Here is a 16,187-nt window from a genome sequence, read left to right on the forward strand (position 1 = left end):
ACCTCCGCGCTGTATCTCCCGGCCGGTTTGAAGTCTCGGACTTCAGGTCGAGGAGTTTTTTAGTAACCGAAGCATTTTGTTCAGGAAGCCTTTGATGCCGGGCTGACCGCTAGCCGTTTCTTCGCTTCCCAAAAACCGGCCGGTCAATTCATCCATATTTCGTGCTGCATGAGAGCCGGGGTAAGCGACGGTGAAGGGAACCTGCCGTTTGACGGCCTTGGAGACGCTGCCGTCGTCCGGGATATGCCCCAGCACCGGAATCGTCAGACCCAGAAAGCGTTTGGCCACCAGGACGATTTTGTCGGCGGTCTGGCTTCCTTCCCGCTCGCTTGTGACCCGGTTGACGATCAGGCGAAACTTGACCTGCTCCTCTTCCTGATGAACCATTTTGATAATTGCGTAGGCGTCTGTGATGGAAGTCGGCTCCGGCGTCGTCACCACAAAGGTCTCGTGGGCCGCCAGGATAAACTTCAGCGTTTCCTTGGAGAGCCCTGCCCCCGTGTCGAACAAAATGTAATCAAAATGTCCGTTCAGCTCGCCGACCTGCCGGGCGAAATCGTCCAGCTCCGCTTCCGTCAGCCGGAGCAAATCGGTGAAGCCGGAGCCGCCGGCAATAAACTTCAGGCCGCCGTAGCCGGTCTGGATAATGTCCCAGATCGTCTTTTCCTTCTTCAACAGATGATAAAGGCTGTACGAGGAGCTGATGCCCATCAGCACGTCGATGTTGGCCAGTCCGATATCGGCGTCGAACAGGAGCACCCGTTTCCCCATTTTTTGCAGCATCAGGGCGAAGTTGAGCGTGAAGTTGGATTTTCCGACCCCGCCCTTGCCGCTCGTTACCGTGATGACTTTCGTCGCTCCGGCTTCGGCGGACGGCACGGCTCCGGAGGCCGTTCTTCGCAGCTCGATCAGCGCCCGCAAACGTTCCGCCTGGTCGCTCATCCTCCTTCGACTCCCATCAGCCGGTTAACCAGTTCCTCTTCCGTCAGAAGCGTGATGTCCTCCGGGACGTTCTGTCCGTTCGTTACATAGGACAACCGAAACGGGTACTCTTGCAGCAGGTTGACGATGGCGCCGTACGATTCGGTTTCGTCCATCTTGGTAAAAAGGACCCGCTCCACGCCGTACTTGCGGAAGTTTTCGGAGATGACCTTCATGTCTCCGTACTTGTTCGTCAAGCTGAGCACCAAAATCGTCTCGCTTTCGCCCCGGGAGCCTAGCAAGGCGTACAGCTCGGAAACATAGGCTTCGTTGCGGTAATTCCGCCCCGCCGTGTCCATCAGAATCAGATCGCAGGTTTGCAGCCGGTCCAGCGCCTTGTGAAGATCCGCCGGCGAAAAGACGACCTCAAGCGGGATGTTCAGGATCGTGGCGTAGGTTTTCAGCTGCTCGACCGCTGCGATCCGGTACGTGTCGGAGGTGATCATCCCGACCTTGCGGTGGCTGCGCAGCACCTGCTCCGCCGCCAGCTTGGCGATTGTGGTCGTTTTGCCGACGCCCGTCGGGCCGACGAAGTTGACGATCCGCACCTGCGGGGACAAGGTCGTTCCGCCCCGGCCCGAGACGAGCTCCAGGAGATGATGCCGGACGCGCTCCTCCACCCATTCCGGGGTAACCTCGCCGGTTTCGGCGGCTTCGGTTTCGACCGGATCGAGAATGCGGCTGACGAGCTCGGGAAGAAGATCCTGCGCGGCAAGCCGTTCGGCCCATTGAACGACCGCCGGATGCCGGGTTCCATCGGCCGGAACGCGGGCGGCCAAGAGCCGCACCATGTCCTTCATCTCCCGGATTTCGCTCATCAGCCCCTTCTCGGCCGGCGGCCGGACCGGCTCTTTGGGAGCGGGAGCGGCCGCAGCGGGCGGCGCCGAAGGCTCGGCGGTCGCGGACCGCGCCGGCGGTACAGGCGCAGCGGCGGGAGCCGGCTGCGATTCCGGCAGCACGTCGGGCACATAAGGCATCGCCGCCGGCTTTTCCTTCGGTTTCGCGGACGGTCCTCCGTAGGCCTGGGCGGCCGCCGAACGTGGGATGGAAGCCGGAACCGGAGAACCCTGCCGTTCTCCGCCGCCCTTCTTGCTGTCCGCCGCGTCCGTCGCGGCCACCACTTCGATCTTTTTCTTGCCGAACAAACCGAGGAATCCGCCGGAGCGGATATCCTTGGTGCTGAGGATGACCGCGTCATTCCCCAGCTCCGAACGAATTTGTTGCAGGGCGTCAGGCATGGTGTCTACCACGTAGCGTTTTACCCTCATAGGTTGACAACCCCCAGGCTTTGAATTTCAACGGTTGGTTCCAGCTCGCTGTACGACAGCACCGGGATGTCCTGCAGGGTTCTTTCCAGAAGCTGCTTCAGGTACATCCGGATGGTCGGCGAGGTTAGGATGACGGGCTGCTGGCCGGATTGCACCGCTTTGCTGACCTGCTCCGTGATCCGGCTGTGGATCATTTGCGAGGAAGCGGGATCCAGCGCCAGGTAAGAGCCCTGATCGGTCTGCTGAACCGATTCGGCGATTTTGCGCTCGAGATTCGGACCGACCGTAATGACCTTAAGCGATTCCCCCTCCGAAGCGTATTGCAGCGTAATTTGGCGGGACAGCGCCTGGCGCACGTACTCTGTGAGAATATCCGGGTCCTTGGTATAGGAGCCGTAGTCCGCCAGCGTCTCCAGGATGGTGACCATGTCGCGCACGGAAATTTTCTCACGCAGCATTTTGGCGATTACCTTCTGAATGTCGCCGAGCGTCAGAATGCCGGGCACCAGCTCGTCGACGAGCGCCGGCGAAGTTTCTCGAACATTGTCGACAAGCGCTTTGGTTTCCTGACGGCCCACGAGCTCGTGCGCGTGGCGCTTGATGATTTCCGTCAGGTGCGTCGCCACGACCGAAGGCGGATCGACAACCGTGTAGCCGGACATTTCGGCCCGTTCCTTGGTCATCTCGTCGATCCAGAGCGCCGGCAGGCCGAACGCCGGTTCCGTCGTCTCGATCCCGTTCACGCTCTCGTCCTCGAATCCGGGACTCATCGCCAAATAGTGGTTAAGAAGTAATTCACCGCGAGCGACCGTATTTCCTTTAATTTTGATGACATATTCGTTCGGTTTTAGTTGAATATTGTCGCGAATCCGGATGACCGGTACGACGATGCCGAGCTCGAGCGCGCACTGCCGCCGGATGAGGATAATGCGGTCGAGCAGATCGCCGCCCTGCTGCGCATCGGCAAGCGGGATGAGGCCGTATCCGAATTCGAATTCGATCGGGTCGACATTCAGCAGGCTGATGACGCTCTCGGGGCTGCGGACCTCCTCGATCTGCTGCTCTTCCTCCATCTGCTCCTCGGCCACCTGTTTTTTCTTGAGGTTGGCCTGCATTTTAAAGCCGGCAATGACAAGCAGAATGGCGATCGGGTAAGTGGACAGCACGCCGATCGGCGTGAATGTCCCGAGCAGGAACAACGTCCCCGCCGCAATAAACATCAGCTTCGGGTAGGCAAGGATTTGCGAGGTGATGTCCGAGGCCAGGTTGCCCTCGGAGGTTGCCCGCGTGACGATAAGGCCCGCGGCCGTGGAGATAAGGAGCGCCGGAATTTGGCTGACCAGACCGTCGCCGATCGACAAAATCGTGTAACGGGCGGCCGCTTCGTCGAACGATTCGCCGTTCATGGCCATGCCGATGATAAAGCCGCCGATCAGGTTGACGATCAGGATGATGATGCCTGCAATGGCATCCCCTTTGACAAATTTGCTGGCGCCGTCCATGGCGCCGTAAAAGTCGGCTTCGTTTTCAATTTTCTTCCGCCGGTCGCGCGCCTGCTGCTCGTTGATCAGCCCGGCGTTCAGATCGGCGTCGATGCTCATCTGTTTGCCGGGCATCGCGTCCAGCGTAAACCGTGCGGCCACCTCGGCGACGCGCTCCGAGCCTTTGGTGATGACGATAAACTGCACGATGACCAGAATGAAGAAGACGACAAACCCGACGACAAGATTGCCTCCGGCCACAAACGAACCGAAGGTGTGAACCACTTCCCCCGCTTCTCCGTGGGCCAGGATGTTCCGGGTCGTGGAAACGTTCAGCGCCAGCCGGAACAAGGTGGTGATCAATAGGAGCGACGGGAAAATCGAAAACTGAAGCGCCTCCTGGGTATTCATGGCGACAAGCAGGATCAACAACGCGATGGTGATGTTGATGACCAGGAGCACGTCGAGGATGAGAATCGGCACGGGCACGATCATCATCAGCACGATGCCGATCACCCCGATCAGCACGATGAGGTCTTTCACTTTCATCGGCAGGCTCCTCCTTTCATTCCGTAAAACCGGTTGTTTGCTTTACCGCTCGCCGCCATCATCTTCTCCTGCCCTTCAGCTTGTAAACGTAAGCGAGTACTTCCGCGACCGCCTGGAACAGCTCCGCCGGAATCGATTGCCCGATCTCCACCTGGCTGTACAGCGCCCGGGCCAACGGTTTGTTTTCCATCAGGACGATGCCGTTCTCGCGCCCGATTTCCTTGATGCGCTGGGCGACCAGATCCGTTCCTTTGGCGATCACGCGGGGGGCCGACATCTCCGAAGCTTCATATTTCACGGCTACGGCGAAGTGCGTCGGGTTGGTGATGATGACGTCCGCTTTCGGAACCTCCTGCATCATCCGCTGCATCGCCATCCGGCGCTGCCGCTCGCGGATTTTGCCCTTGATAAGCGGGTCCCCCTCGGTCTTTTTATATTCATCCTTGATGTCCTGCTTGGACATGCGCAGATTCTTTTCGAAGTCGTATTTTTGATAAAGGAAGTCGAAGGCGGCGATTACAACCAGAATGGCGCCGATCTTGATGCCCAGGTTGATCGTCAAACGCGCTACGTAAGAGACGGTGTCGGTCAGCGGCACCCGCCCGAGGGCCAGCATGTTGCCCCGCTCGCTCCAAAGCGTCTGATAAACCACGGCGCCGATAATAACGATCTTGATGATCGACTTTAAGAACTCGACCATCGCTTGCATGCTGAACAGCCGTTTGGCGCCTTGCAGCGGGTTTAGCTTGTTGAACTTCATCTTCAGAGGCTCGCCGGTAAAAAGGAACCCGAACTGCAAGTAATTCGCGACCAGGCCGACCAGCATGCTGACGATAAAGATCGGGGCCAGCATGATCAGCGATTCGATGACCAGGTTGCCGGCCAGGGAGACGATGTTCGGAATCGTGACGTCCATAAGCAGATAGTCCGTAAAGGTGCTGCGGAACAGCTTGACGTAATGCTCTTTGAAAAAGCTGCCGAAAAGCATAAAGCTGAAAAAGCAGGCCAGCAGGACAAACGCGCCGGAAACCTCCATGCTGCGGGCGACCTGCCCTTTTTTGCGGGTTTCCTGGCGTTTCTTGGGCGTTGCCGGTTCCGTCTTTTCGCCGGAAAACAGCTGCAGATCCAGCCGGTAACGAAAGTTTGCCACTTCTGATGCCTCCTGCGGCCGGGCCGCTCCCGAATTCATGACGTCGATCCGCCGGAAAACAACCGCAGCAGGGTTTCCATTTCGCGAAACAGCACCTGGAACAATTCCCGGAACAGAGTCGGAAAGCCGGCGACAAGCAAAAGCAGAATCAACAGGCCGACTACGATCTTTAACGGAATGCCGATGACGAAAATATTGAACTGCGGCGCCGTGCGGGCCAGAATGCCGAGGCCGACGTCGACGAGAAACAGGCTGACCACAAGCGGCGCGGACATTTGCAGCGCCAGCATAAACGCCTGGGACAAGGACTGCACCAGAAACTGGTTGATGTTGCCGTTTATGACCTGGGCAAACGCGTCGTTCTCCAGCGGCACCCATTGATAGCTTTGCAGCACGCCCCGGATCAGCAGGTGATGGCCGTTGGAGGCCAGAAAAAGGAGCGTGGCAAGCATGTATTTGAAGTTGCCGAGAATCGGACTCGGCGTGCCCGTCAGCGGGTCAATGATGTTCGCCATGCTGAACCCGATCTGCATGTCGGCAAAAGACCCGGCAATCTGCACGACGGTAAAAAACAGATAGGCGGTGAAGCCGATCAGAAGCCCGATCAATGTTTCTCGCGCAATCGCCGCGGCGTACATGCCGTCCAGCGGAATGCCGGGCAGATCCAGCACCGTGGCCGCCAGCAGGGCGATGAAAAACGAAAGCCCCACCTTAAAGCGTACCGGGACGTTGCGCGACGAGAAAATCGGAGCGGTGACGAAAAAAGCGGTGATGCGGCAAAAAATTAGCAAAAAAGCCGGAAAAATTTGCACAAGCCATTCCATTTGACCGCAACCTAACCGATATAATTATGGAGATTGCTGAGCAGCGTATGGGTGAAGTCGACCAGAGTCGACAAAATCCACGGGCCAAACAGCAGAACGGAAAGCAAAACGGCCAAAATCTTCGGCACAAAAGCAAGCGTCTGTTCCTGAATCTGGGTGGTGGCTTGGAAAATGCTGATCACAAGACCGACGACCAGAGCGACGATCAGCATCGGCGCGCTTGCCTTCAGTACGGCGTATACCGCTTGACCGGCCAGCCGGATAATAAATTCTGAACTCATGGCCCACCTCCGGTCCTTTACGTACTGAAGCTCTGAAGCAGCGATTTCACGACCAGGTACCAGCCGTCCACCAGAATAAACAACAGGATCTTAAAAGGCAGCGAGATCATAACGGGAGGCAGCATCATCATCCCCATGGCCATGAGCGTGCTTGAGATAACCATGTCGATGACCAAAAACGGGATAAAAATCATGAACCCCATCGTGAACGCCGTCTTCAGCTCGCTGATGGCGTAAGCCGGAATGAGCGTGGTGAGCGGCGTGTCCGCGAAGCCCGTCGGGCGCGGCGAATTGGAGTAGTCCAGGAACAGCTTCAGGTCTTCGGGCCGGGTATTCTTGCCCATAAACTCTTTCATGGGAAGCGCCGCCCGGTCGAGCGCTTCCGCCTGGGCGATTTCTCCCCGCAGATAGGGCTGCAGCGCGGTCTCGTTGATTTCGCCAAGCGTCGGCGCCATCACAAACAGCGTCATGAACAGCGCGAGGCCGATCAGCACCTGGTTGGGCGGCATTTGCTGCGTGCCGAGCGAGGTCCGGACAAATCCGAGCACCACGACGATCCGCGTAAAACAGGTCATCATAATCAGGATCGCCGGCGCCAGGCTGAGCACCGTCACGAGGAGAATGATCGACAAGGCGTCCGTTCCGCCTGCTTCCCCGTCCCCGCCGATCTCCAGCCGGATATCGCCGAGCGGATTCGGAATCAGATTGCCGGACGCGGAAGGCGAAGGGCTGGCCGCCGGCTCCGGCGCGGCAAAAGCGGCCGAGGCCGCCAAAAACAGAAGCAGAGCGGCAAGCGGAAGAACCAAGGCAAGCTTTTTGTTCATCGTTTTTCGGGTCCTTCCGTCTCCGGACCGTCCGGTCCGGTTTGGTCCGTTTCTTCCCGGATCCAGTCGTCCACGCTTTTTCTGCGGTTGGTCATGGCCATCATCCTGTCCTGAAAAATCTGCTGAAAGTCGCCTTTCTCTTCTTCGCTTTTCCCCCGCCTTCTGCTTTCCAGCCATTCGGCGATGCCCGGGAACCGTCCCGGCGAACCGGAAGCCGCTTGACCGGACGTTTGCCGGATGGCTTCCATCTCCAGCGGGTCGTCCACCTTGGCGATCAGCGAAACGTCCTCGCCCACGCCCAAAATGTAAAGCGACTCTCCGATCTCCACAACCTGCACCGATTTATTCGGGCCGAGGGGAAGCCCCCCGAGCGAACGGACCGCTTTGCCGGGAAGGGTGTATCTTCCCTTCCGGGCGATCACGCGGATGATGACATAAAACAGGCCCACCACCAGAAGCAAATAGACAATCACCATCAAAAAAGAAGGTCCCGCGCCCGAGGAGCCGCCGGGCAGCGGCGCCGCCGTAGGATCGAGAAAAGGAATCCCCGACGAAGCCGGAGCCGGACTGGCGGAGCCCGAAGGGACGGGCGTTATCGGTGCGGTCCCGGCTGCCGTTAGGCGGTTAAGCATCCACACCCGGGGTCACCCCAACGTCTTCTTGATCGCTTCGATGACGCGGTCCGCCTGAAACGGCTTGACGATAAAGTCTTTTGCGCCAGCTTGGATCGCGTCGATAACCATGGCCTGCTGCCCCATGGCGGAGCACATGATGACCTTTGCATTCGGATCGATCTTTTTGATTTCTTTCAGTGCGGCGATGCCGTCCATTTCCGGCATCGTAATGTCCATCGTAATCAGATCGGGGCGGACTTCCTTGAATTTCTCGATGGCCTGGGAGCCGTCGTTTGCTTCCCCGACCACTTCAAAGCCGTTTTTGATCAAAATGTCCCGGATCATCATTCTCATAAAGGCAGCGTCGTCTACGATCAAAATTCGGTTCGGCATTGGTTTACAGTCCTCCTAGTGTTATTGAATCTTTTGAATGCGTTCCATCTGATTGACGATGTCGGTCACCCGTACGCCGAAGTTCTCGTCGATGACGACGACTTCTCCCTTGGCGATCAGCTTGTTGTTGACCAGGATGTCAACGGGTTCGCCGGCCAGCTTGTCCAGCTCGATAATCGAGCCTTGGGACAATTGAAGGATATCCTTGATAAGCATCTTGGAACGGCCGAGTTCAACCGTTACCCGAAGCGGGATATCGAGCAGAAGATTCAGATTGGTTTCTTCCGCCGGCGGAATCAAACCTGGCGTGAAGCCGGCAAATTGCGCAGGCTGCACGTTGACGCCGCGGCCCGGTTGGCTGCCGTACGCAGCCGGAGGCGGTGCAAGCGGCTGGCCTGCCGGAACGCCCGGATACGGCGGATACCCGTAGGGCGCCTGCACCGGAGGCTGCGGATAGCCCATAGGGGGCTGCGGATAAGCCGCTGCCGGCGGCGCATATGGCGCCTGCGGCGGATATTCGGGCTGCGGCGGATAAGCCGGAGCGGCGGCGGCCGGAGGCGCCTGCGGCGGCTGGACCGGCTGCTGCGCCGGCGCTTCGACAGCGGGTTTCGACACCGCGCTGGCGGCCGGAGGCTCTGGCGATTCGGAACCGATCAGCGTTTTCACCATTTCTTTGGAGAACTGAACGGGCAAAAGCTGCATAATCGTGGAATCGATCAAATCTCCGATCGTCAGACGGAAAGAAATCTTGACGAAAACATCTTCGTCAGGGAGTTTCGATTTTCCTTCTTCCGACGTAAGATCCATCACATCGATTCCGGGAGGCGAAATGTTGACCATCCGGTTGAAAATCGTCGACATCGACGTGGCCGACGAACCCATCATTTGATTCATCGCTTCCTGAACGGCGCTGATGTGAAGCTCGTTCAGCTCCGTATTTTCAAGCCCCGTGCCGTTTCCGCCCATCATCAGGTCGGCGATGACCTGCGCGTCCTTCACCTTGATCACCAGCATGTTGATGCCGTGGAAGCCGTCTACGTAATTGACGTGCACGCTGACGTGCGGTTTGGGAAACTCCTTTTTCAGCTCGGACCGGAACAAAATGGATACCTTCGGGGTCGTAATTTCGACTTTTTTGCCCAGAAGGGTGGACAAAGCCGTTGCGGCGCTGCCGAAGGTGATGTTGCCGATTTCCCCGAGGGCGTCCTGCTCGAGGCCGGTCAGGTAATCTTCCAGCTGCGGTCCGGCTGCAGCCGGATAATCGCCCGCTTCTTCCGCTTCGGGCTCGTCCGACGTCTGCTTCAGGAGCGCATCAATTTCTTCCTGCGACAAGAAGTCTCTGTTATTCGTCACTTTCTTCCACTCCTTCGCTTAACACCTGGGTTATCTGGACGGCGGCTTTTCCTCGTATTGTCCCGGGGCTTCCGATGAATTTCGTCAAATCGCCTACCTTCACAATCAATCCGTCATCCACCGGTTTGTTCAAGGTAATGACATCCCCGACGGCCAGTTCTAGAAACTCCCTGACACTCAAGTGAGACTCCCCTAGCTCGGTTACCACGTTCAGCTTCGCCAGATTGACCCGTTCCTGCAGTGCTTCGTATTCTTCCGGCGTTTTGTTCTTCTTCTGGGTGACAAACATGTGATGGACCGAAAGCCTCGGCATCATCGGTTCGATGACCACGTGCGGAATACACAGGTTGATCATCCCGGTGGTTTCGCCGATCTTGGTGCTCAGGGAAATCAGGGCGATGGTATCGTTGGCGGAAGCGATCTGCATGAACTGCGGATTCGTTTCCAGGGCTTCCAGCCGGGGGGTTATGTCCGCAACCGTCTTCCAGGCTTCCTCCAGGCTCTCAAGCGCCTTGCTGAACATCCGTTCCATAATCATGGTTTCGATTTCCGTCAAGACGGTGATCTTCCCGTTCGACGTGCCCGAGCCCCCAAGAAGGCGGTCCAGCATCGCGTACGCGACGTTGGGGTTGACCTCCAGCACCATCCGGCCTTCGAGCGGTTCCGCCTCGAAGATATTCAGAATGGTCATTTTGGGGATCGAGCGGATAAATTCGTCATAAGGGAGCTGTTCCACCTGCACCACGTTGATCTGAACAAAGGTTCTTAACTGGGTTGAGAAGTAAGTGGTCAGATAGCGGGCGAAATTTTCATGTATCCGCGTCAAGCTTCGGAGATGATCCTTGGAGAATCTCGTGGCTCTCTTGAAATTGTAACCGCGGATTTTTTTCTGAGTCTCTTCCTTTTTCAGCTCCTCGGCGTCCATTTCACCCGAGGATAATGCGGCAAGCAGTGCGTCAATTTCATTCTGCGAGAGCACGTCAACCATGAATGTCACCTCCCCGAAGCGTCATATTCCTTTTCACTGAACGATCAGCTCCGTGATGTTAATTTGCCGGATTTTTCCTTCTTCCAGGAATTCGTTTATCCGATTCATCAGGAGCGACGTAAGAAAATCCATCCCTTTGCTGCCCGACAATTGCTCGGGGCTCAGGTCGGCCAGCGTCTGATTGATGACGTTGCGCACCCGGGCGTCGTAATTTTCGAATTCGGTCTTGCCTTTTTCTCCGCTCAGTTCAAAAGCAAAGCTTGCTTTCACGGCGGAATTGTTGTCCTTCAAATTGGTTACAATGCTGTCGATCGGCACTGTCAGCGCCTTGACTTCGGCGGCCGATACTTTTTCTCCCGAGACATCCCCGACCGATTGGACCGCTTTCTGTCCCGGATCCGCGCTGGCATTCTTCTCATCCAGCCGGTCAAACACCCATACGGCTCCAAAAGCGACTAAGACAACAACCAGTACAAGCGCCAGTGCTAAGGGTAGCATTTTTTTCATGTTCATTCCGTCTCCTTCGGTTCCATACTCTTGACAGTTGCGTTCACCAGTCCGATCTCTCGAAGGTACCGGATCGTTCTTCCGGTCACATCCTCCACACCCTCGAGAACCATGATCTTCTTCCCGGTTGTCAAGGTGATCACCGTATCGGGAGTTTCTTCAACGGTCTCAATGAACAATGCGTTAATCGTTAAGGATTTGCCGTTAAGCCGCGTAACGGATATCAAATGATTTCCCCCCTAGTTGGCGTTTCGCTTCATGGAAGACGGCCGGAGCGGCCAAGCCGCCCCGGGCCTTCCGGACCGATTAGCGTTTCAGGTTGACGATTTCCTGAAGCACTTCGTCGGAGGTGGTAATAATCCGGGAGTTTGCCTGGAAGCCGCGCTGCGCGACGATCATTTCGGTAAACTCGCTGGTCAATTCTACGTTGGACATTTCAAGCTGGCCGGCGATGATCGCACCGTTTCCTTCCACTCCGGCGGAGCCGACCGTAATTTCGGTCACGCCTTCGCCCAAAGCGGTGGGGTTTGCACGGTAGAGGTTTCCGCCGATCTTTTCCAGGCCGGCCGGGTTCGGGATGCTGACCACGCCTACCCGCAGGCCGTCGACCGCTGTTGTGTTCCCTTCCGCATCGACGGACAGAATCGATCCGTCCTGGCCGATGGTGAAGGAGGTCACTTCTTCGGGAAGCTGGATAATGCCTCCGTCATCCGCGGAAAGAACAAACATGCCGTCGCCATTCACCAGACGGCGGTTGGCGTCCAGGGTGAAGTTGCCGGCGCGGGTCAGGTAGGTGCTCTCGGCTTCCGCCGTGGCCCGGACGGCGAAGAATCCGTCTCCGTCAATCCGCAGGTCCGTCGGATAGTTCGTTGTCATGGCGCTGCCCGGCGTATGGACAGTGTCGATCGTGCCGAGGGCGACGCCAAGGCCGATTTGCTTTGCGTTTACTCCGCCGGTTTCGGCGGTGGGCGGCGTGCTGCCGGCTACCGTCTGGCTGAGGATGTCCTTGAACATAACGCGGCTTGCCTTGAAGCCGATGGTGTTGACGTTGGCGATGTTGTTGCCGATGACGTCAAGCTTGGTTTGAAAGCCGCGCATCCCGGAAACGCCGGAGTAAAGAGATCTTAACATTCGTTTCATTCCTCCCGATTTGATTATGCTGCGGTCCGCTTCTGTCGTTCGGCGGACCTCGGGCTCCCCGTTGGGGCCGGCCCTGCGACCCGCGCCTTCGGCACGGTCACTTCAGAACAATTGCGCTGTCGATTTGGGTAAATACGTTGTCTTTCAGGGAAGCACCGTCCATAGCCGTCACAATCGTCCGGTTCTTGACGCTTACGATAAGCGCCAGATCCTTCATGAGTATCAGGGAGTCTTTGGCGCCTTTGGCCGCCGCCTTGTCGATCGCGCTGCCGATTTCGGCCAGTTGCTCGGGCTTCAGGCTGAGGCCCCGCTGCTGCAGGCGGATTTCCGCATGCCGGCTGAGCTTCAACTCCTTCGCCAGCAGCTCGTCGAAACGCGGGCCGCCCGTATTCGGGGCGGGCGATGCGGCGCTCCGGCCGGCCGCGACTGGCGGAACCGGATTCGGATAAAGACGGCCGATCGCGAATTTCTCGTTCATGGCTTATTCCTCCGGATTCCGGACACCCGTGAGCTTGTCGATGGCTACCTGCTCGGTTCCCACCGTCACATATTGCAGTCCGTCACGGATCAGAATGGCGGAAACTACGCCGGTATTCACCTGAACCTGGCCTTCCTTGTCAAGCTTCTCCCAAGAGACCTCTTTGCCGATCATCGCGGGATTAACACCGAGGGACAAGCGCAGCTGCTTCATTTCATCCGCCACCTTGGTCATTTGCTCGACGGATGTAAACTGGGCCATTTGCGCGATAAATTCGGTATCCTTCAGCGGTTCCATCGGATTCTGGTTGGCCAGCTGGGTCGTCAGGATCTTCAGAAAATCGTCCCGGCCCAGATTTTGCTCGGCTTTGCCCGAGACCGCCGCTTTTGAGTTGCTTGAGGAATAATAAGGCCACACATTTTTTCCTACTACTGGATTTGCCAATGCCGCACCTCCTTTATCAGTGATCAAGCGGAGACGTCCACCGTTGCGCCCGATGCGGCGCGGCGGATCTGGTCCGCATCAGCCGATTCGCCGCCGATTGCAAACTCTTCCTCCGTCAAAGCATCGACATATCCGCCGCCGCCGCGGCCGGATTCCCGCTGCTCGCGGAAAGGCTGCTGGCGCCGTTCCTCCTGGAACAGGCCGGATTCGGGCGAAGGATTGTTTTGGGTCACCTCAAGCCGCTCCACCTGGAAGCCAAGGCTTTGCAGGCTTGCGCGGAGCTGGGCCATCTGGCCTTCGAGCGCTTCTTTGCCGGTCGTGTTCTGGGCCGCGAAATGCGCTACAAGCTGCCCGTTCAGCACGGAGATGCGAACGTCGATGTGGCCGAGATGCTCCGGCTGCAGAATCAGGCGGGCTTGCGCCATCCCTGTGAACAGGTCGGACTTCAGGTTTTTGACGACCAGGTTGGCCATCTGCTGGGTAAAGTCCCGAACCGGCACCTGGATTTCCGGTGCGTCCGCAGGCAGGTCCGACACTTGGGAAGCTGCGGCCTGGTAGCTCACGGATGCTTGCGGTGCCGCAGCAGGTGCTGCGGGACCTTCGGCGGCTGCTGCTGGTGCGCTTTCGCCGGTTTCCGTTTGCGAGGCAGCTGTCTGCTCCAGCGGAATACGGCTGCGGTACGCCAGCGCTTCAAGCGCTGCGGCCGGTTTGGCGGCAGGAGCCGTTTCAACCTTGACCGTAACTTGCGCTGCGGACGAGTCGTCCGCACCAAGCGCGTTTTGCAGAAGCGCGTCGGCGGCGTTTGCATTCGTCCGGCCGGTTTTCGCTCCGGGGACCGCAGGCTGTTCGCCTTTGGGCTCAGCGGAGAGAAGAACGGCAAGGCTTTGCGACACTTGGCCGAGTAGGACGCTGTCGGGCTCCGTTTGCAGAGCTTGCAGCAGTCCAGTGAGTGCCTGACGCATTTGGGCTGCTCCTTGCTCTCCCGCCGCCGTCGGAGCGGTTTGCGGGATCGCGGTTTGATCCGGCAGTTCAGCCGAAGCTTCACCGGACGGGGCCGTATTCAGAAAGCCCATCGCCGTCAAAAGCGCGGTAACCTGCGTCAGCCAGGCTTGGCCTTCGTCCGTTGCCGCGAATGCCTTCATCGCGTCCTCGTCGCCGAGAAGGGCCTCAATCAAGGAAGCCGCATCCTGTGACGTTCCTGCCGACGACTGCAAGGCAGCCAGAATGGCCGGAATGTTGGCGACAAGCGCCAGGAGAGAGGGATCGGCAGCCGTTTCGGACGGTGCCGCCGTTTCTGTTTCGCTTCCCGCGCTTTTCAGCACGTCTCCGAAGCTTTTGCCTTCGGCCGTTTTGGCGGAGCCCGCTTGTCCGGCCGAAGCCGCGCCGTTCGCCGCAACCGTCTTGGTCCCGGCGGCTGTGCTTTGCGCCTGCTGGGCCGGTGTGCTAATGATCATATCCATTTTTTGGTTTCACCTCCTTTCAAGGGTCATCCCGAAAGGCTTTACGGGGTGAGCTTTGCGGAAATGGCTGCGGCGCGCGCTTTGTCCGCTTCGGCCATCGAGGCCAGGATACCGGCTCTCGCCTGCACGTTCACGGCCTTCAAAATGCCGATCGCCTTTGCCTGGTTGGTGCCGTACATCTCCATCAGCAGCTCGGCCGCCTGCTCGGCGGGCATTCCCGCAAACGTCTGTCCCAGATCCTCGGTCGTAAAGGCCGGAGCCGCATTCGTTCCGCCAGCCTGCGACAGCTTCTTGACACGCTCCTGAAGCGCGGCGAGCTGACGGTCTCTAGCCGGAACCTGGTCCTTCAGCAGCATCGAAACATTTGCGGCATTCTCAGGGGTCATCTTTTCCAGAATGGCCGTTTGCTCGTCCGTTTTCATACCGCCGAGAACGAGCGCCTGCTCGGCCAAACTCATGGTTTGCAAAATCGGAGCCGCCTTGCCGGGCGACATGGCCGCATAGATTTTGCTGGTTTCGGAAACCGACTTGGCATACGCCTCGTCGTTTTGCTCCAGCTTCTTGTAATCCGCTTCCAGCTTTGCGAACTGGGCCTCCAGATCCTTGAGCTCCTGGTCCTTTTGCAGGTAATTGGCCTGAAATTGCCCGGAGTCCTTCTCCAGTCCCGCCAGCTTCGCTTGCAGTTCGGCGATTTGCTTGTCCTTTTCCGCGAGCTGATCGGACTCCTTCTTGACGTCCGCTTCCTGCGGCTTGCTCTGCGTTTCCGCCGGTCCTTCCACCGAAAGAACGGGATCGGGCACCCACTTTTCCACAATGGGAATCCGGTTGCCAAGCGCCATCAAATCTTTTTTGATGTTCACGTCAAAAAGGTAAAAAATGACCATCAGCAGCACGATTCCGAATACGACCGGCACCAGAAACCAGATGAGAAACCGCTCCAGCGCGTTCATTTCCGACTTTTCCGTATCCATATCCGTCTTCCCTACTTTCAAGGCCGCGGTCTGATCACGAAGGCCGTTTGTGCCGGGTGATCGCCAGTTCGTCCAAAATCTCCTGTTCCTTCCTGAGCGATTCCGCGACGAAGGCGTTCATGGCCTTGTCTCTCGCTTTGAACCAAACCTTCTCTTCCTTCATCTTGGCGGACAACTGGTCTCTTCGCTCGAGCACATGGTTTTCGGCTTTGGCGACATCCGTCACCTTCGAATTAATCCGGGTTTGAATATGGGAAAGGTACTCCTGGTACAGCACAAGCTCCGAAACCGTCGTCCGGTTCACGGCTGCGTCGGTCAGCTGTTCCTGGAGTTGCCGCTTTTCCGTCTGCAGCTCCGTCAGGCTCTCCTCTTCCTTCCGCAAATGACCTACCGCCGCTGACAATATCCACTCGGCTTGCGTTTTCTCGTTCGATTTCAAATCGACGATTTTTTGAAACGAGTACCGGAATTTCAACCTTCA

19 protein-coding genes are annotated in these 16,187 nt (G+C 57.8%); all 19 read right to left on the minus strand.

Translation table 11 applies throughout. The features are described from left to right. Window positions 1-42: 42 nt before the first annotated feature. The 19 genes from AC6I6H_RS09315 to fliJ all read right to left on the minus strand — a co-directional run bounded on the left by AC6I6H_RS09315 (window position 43) and on the right by fliJ (window position 16,181). On the minus strand, window positions 43-942 hold the full coding sequence (locus AC6I6H_RS09315) for a MinD/ParA family protein (protein WP_497953482.1): 900 nt from the start codon (window positions 940-942) through the stop codon (window positions 43-45). After that, on the minus strand, window positions 939-2,249 hold the full coding sequence (gene flhF / locus AC6I6H_RS09320; RefSeq protein WP_497953483.1) for a flagellar biosynthesis GTPase FlhF: 1,311 nt from the start codon (window positions 2,247-2,249) through the stop codon (window positions 939-941). Before flhF ends, AC6I6H_RS09315 begins: the two co-directional genes overlap by 4 nt. Continuing rightward, on the minus strand, window positions 2,246-4,279 hold the full coding sequence (gene flhA / locus AC6I6H_RS09325) for a flagellar biosynthesis protein FlhA (protein ID WP_497953484.1): 2,034 nt from the start codon (window positions 4,277-4,279) through the stop codon (window positions 2,246-2,248). Before flhA ends, flhF begins: the two co-directional genes overlap by 4 nt. 58 nt (window positions 4,280-4,337) lie before the next feature. Next, window positions 4,338-5,468, minus strand: a complete 1,131-nt coding sequence (gene flhB, locus AC6I6H_RS09330; protein ID WP_497953485.1) for a flagellar biosynthesis protein FlhB — start codon at window positions 5,466-5,468, stop codon at window positions 4,338-4,340. Further along, on the minus strand, window positions 5,465-6,253 hold the full coding sequence (gene fliR, locus AC6I6H_RS09335) for a flagellar biosynthetic protein FliR (RefSeq protein WP_497953486.1): 789 nt from the start codon (window positions 6,251-6,253) through the stop codon (window positions 5,465-5,467). Before fliR ends, flhB begins: the two co-directional genes overlap by 4 nt. An 11-nt stretch (window positions 6,254-6,264) precedes the next feature. Beyond that, window positions 6,265-6,534, minus strand: a complete 270-nt coding sequence (gene fliQ / locus AC6I6H_RS09340) for a flagellar biosynthesis protein FliQ (protein WP_497953487.1) — start codon at window positions 6,532-6,534, stop codon at window positions 6,265-6,267. 17 nt (window positions 6,535-6,551) lie between these two features. Further along, the gene (gene fliP / locus AC6I6H_RS09345; protein WP_497953488.1) at window positions 6,552-7,358 is read right to left on the minus strand and encodes a flagellar type III secretion system pore protein FliP; all 807 of its coding nucleotides are present in this window, start codon (window positions 7,356-7,358) and stop codon (window positions 6,552-6,554) included. Next, window positions 7,355-7,990: a FliO/MopB family protein gene (locus AC6I6H_RS09350; protein ID WP_497953546.1), complete on the minus strand. Its 636-nt coding sequence runs from the start codon at window positions 7,988-7,990 to the stop codon at window positions 7,355-7,357. Before AC6I6H_RS09350 ends, fliP begins: the two co-directional genes overlap by 4 nt. Window positions 7,991-8,002: 12 nt before the next feature. Beyond that, on the minus strand, window positions 8,003-8,365 hold the full coding sequence (locus AC6I6H_RS09355; RefSeq protein ID WP_497953489.1) for a response regulator: 363 nt from the start codon (window positions 8,363-8,365) through the stop codon (window positions 8,003-8,005). A gap of 21 nt (window positions 8,366-8,386) precedes the next feature. After that, entirely contained in the window at window positions 8,387-9,718 is a 1,332-nt protein-coding gene (gene fliY / locus AC6I6H_RS09360) for a flagellar motor switch phosphatase FliY (protein ID WP_497953490.1), read from the minus strand. Then, on the minus strand, window positions 9,708-10,706 hold the full coding sequence (gene fliM, locus AC6I6H_RS09365; RefSeq protein ID WP_497953491.1) for a flagellar motor switch protein FliM: 999 nt from the start codon (window positions 10,704-10,706) through the stop codon (window positions 9,708-9,710). Before fliM ends, fliY begins: the two co-directional genes overlap by 11 nt. Window positions 10,707-10,739: 33 nt before the next feature. Continuing rightward, window positions 10,740-11,213, minus strand: coding sequence for a flagellar basal body-associated FliL family protein (locus tag AC6I6H_RS09370; RefSeq protein ID WP_497953492.1), 474 nt, complete (start codon window positions 11,211-11,213; stop codon window positions 10,740-10,742). A gap of 2 nt (window positions 11,214-11,215) precedes the next feature. Then, window positions 11,216-11,440, minus strand: coding sequence for a flagellar FlbD family protein (locus AC6I6H_RS09375; RefSeq protein ID WP_497953493.1), 225 nt, complete (start codon window positions 11,438-11,440; stop codon window positions 11,216-11,218). 79 nt (window positions 11,441-11,519) lie between these two features. Then, window positions 11,520-12,344, minus strand: a complete 825-nt coding sequence (flgG, locus tag AC6I6H_RS09380; protein WP_497953494.1) for a flagellar basal body rod protein FlgG — start codon at window positions 12,342-12,344, stop codon at window positions 11,520-11,522. 106 nt (window positions 12,345-12,450) lie between these two features. Then, a complete protein-coding gene (locus AC6I6H_RS09385) occupies window positions 12,451-12,831 on the minus strand; it encodes a TIGR02530 family flagellar biosynthesis protein (RefSeq protein ID WP_497953495.1) in 381 nt (126 codons plus the stop codon). Between the two features lie 3 nt (window positions 12,832-12,834). Then, window positions 12,835-13,275, minus strand: a complete 441-nt coding sequence (locus AC6I6H_RS09390; protein ID WP_497953496.1) for a flagellar hook capping FlgD N-terminal domain-containing protein — start codon at window positions 13,273-13,275, stop codon at window positions 12,835-12,837. A gap of 23 nt (window positions 13,276-13,298) precedes the next feature. Next, entirely contained in the window at window positions 13,299-14,735 is a 1,437-nt protein-coding gene (locus AC6I6H_RS09395) for a flagellar hook-length control protein FliK (protein ID WP_497953497.1), read from the minus strand. Between the two features lie 41 nt (window positions 14,736-14,776). Beyond that, the gene (locus AC6I6H_RS09400; protein WP_497953498.1) at window positions 14,777-15,706 is read right to left on the minus strand and encodes a MotE family protein; all 930 of its coding nucleotides are present in this window, start codon (window positions 15,704-15,706) and stop codon (window positions 14,777-14,779) included. 34 nt (window positions 15,707-15,740) lie between these two features. Continuing rightward, window positions 15,741-16,181, minus strand: coding sequence for a flagellar export protein FliJ (gene fliJ, locus AC6I6H_RS09405; RefSeq protein WP_497953499.1), 441 nt, complete (start codon window positions 16,179-16,181; stop codon window positions 15,741-15,743). Between the last annotated feature and the right edge of the window lie 6 nt (window positions 16,182-16,187).

It is taken from the genome of Gorillibacterium sp. sgz306347 (assembly GCF_059735245.1).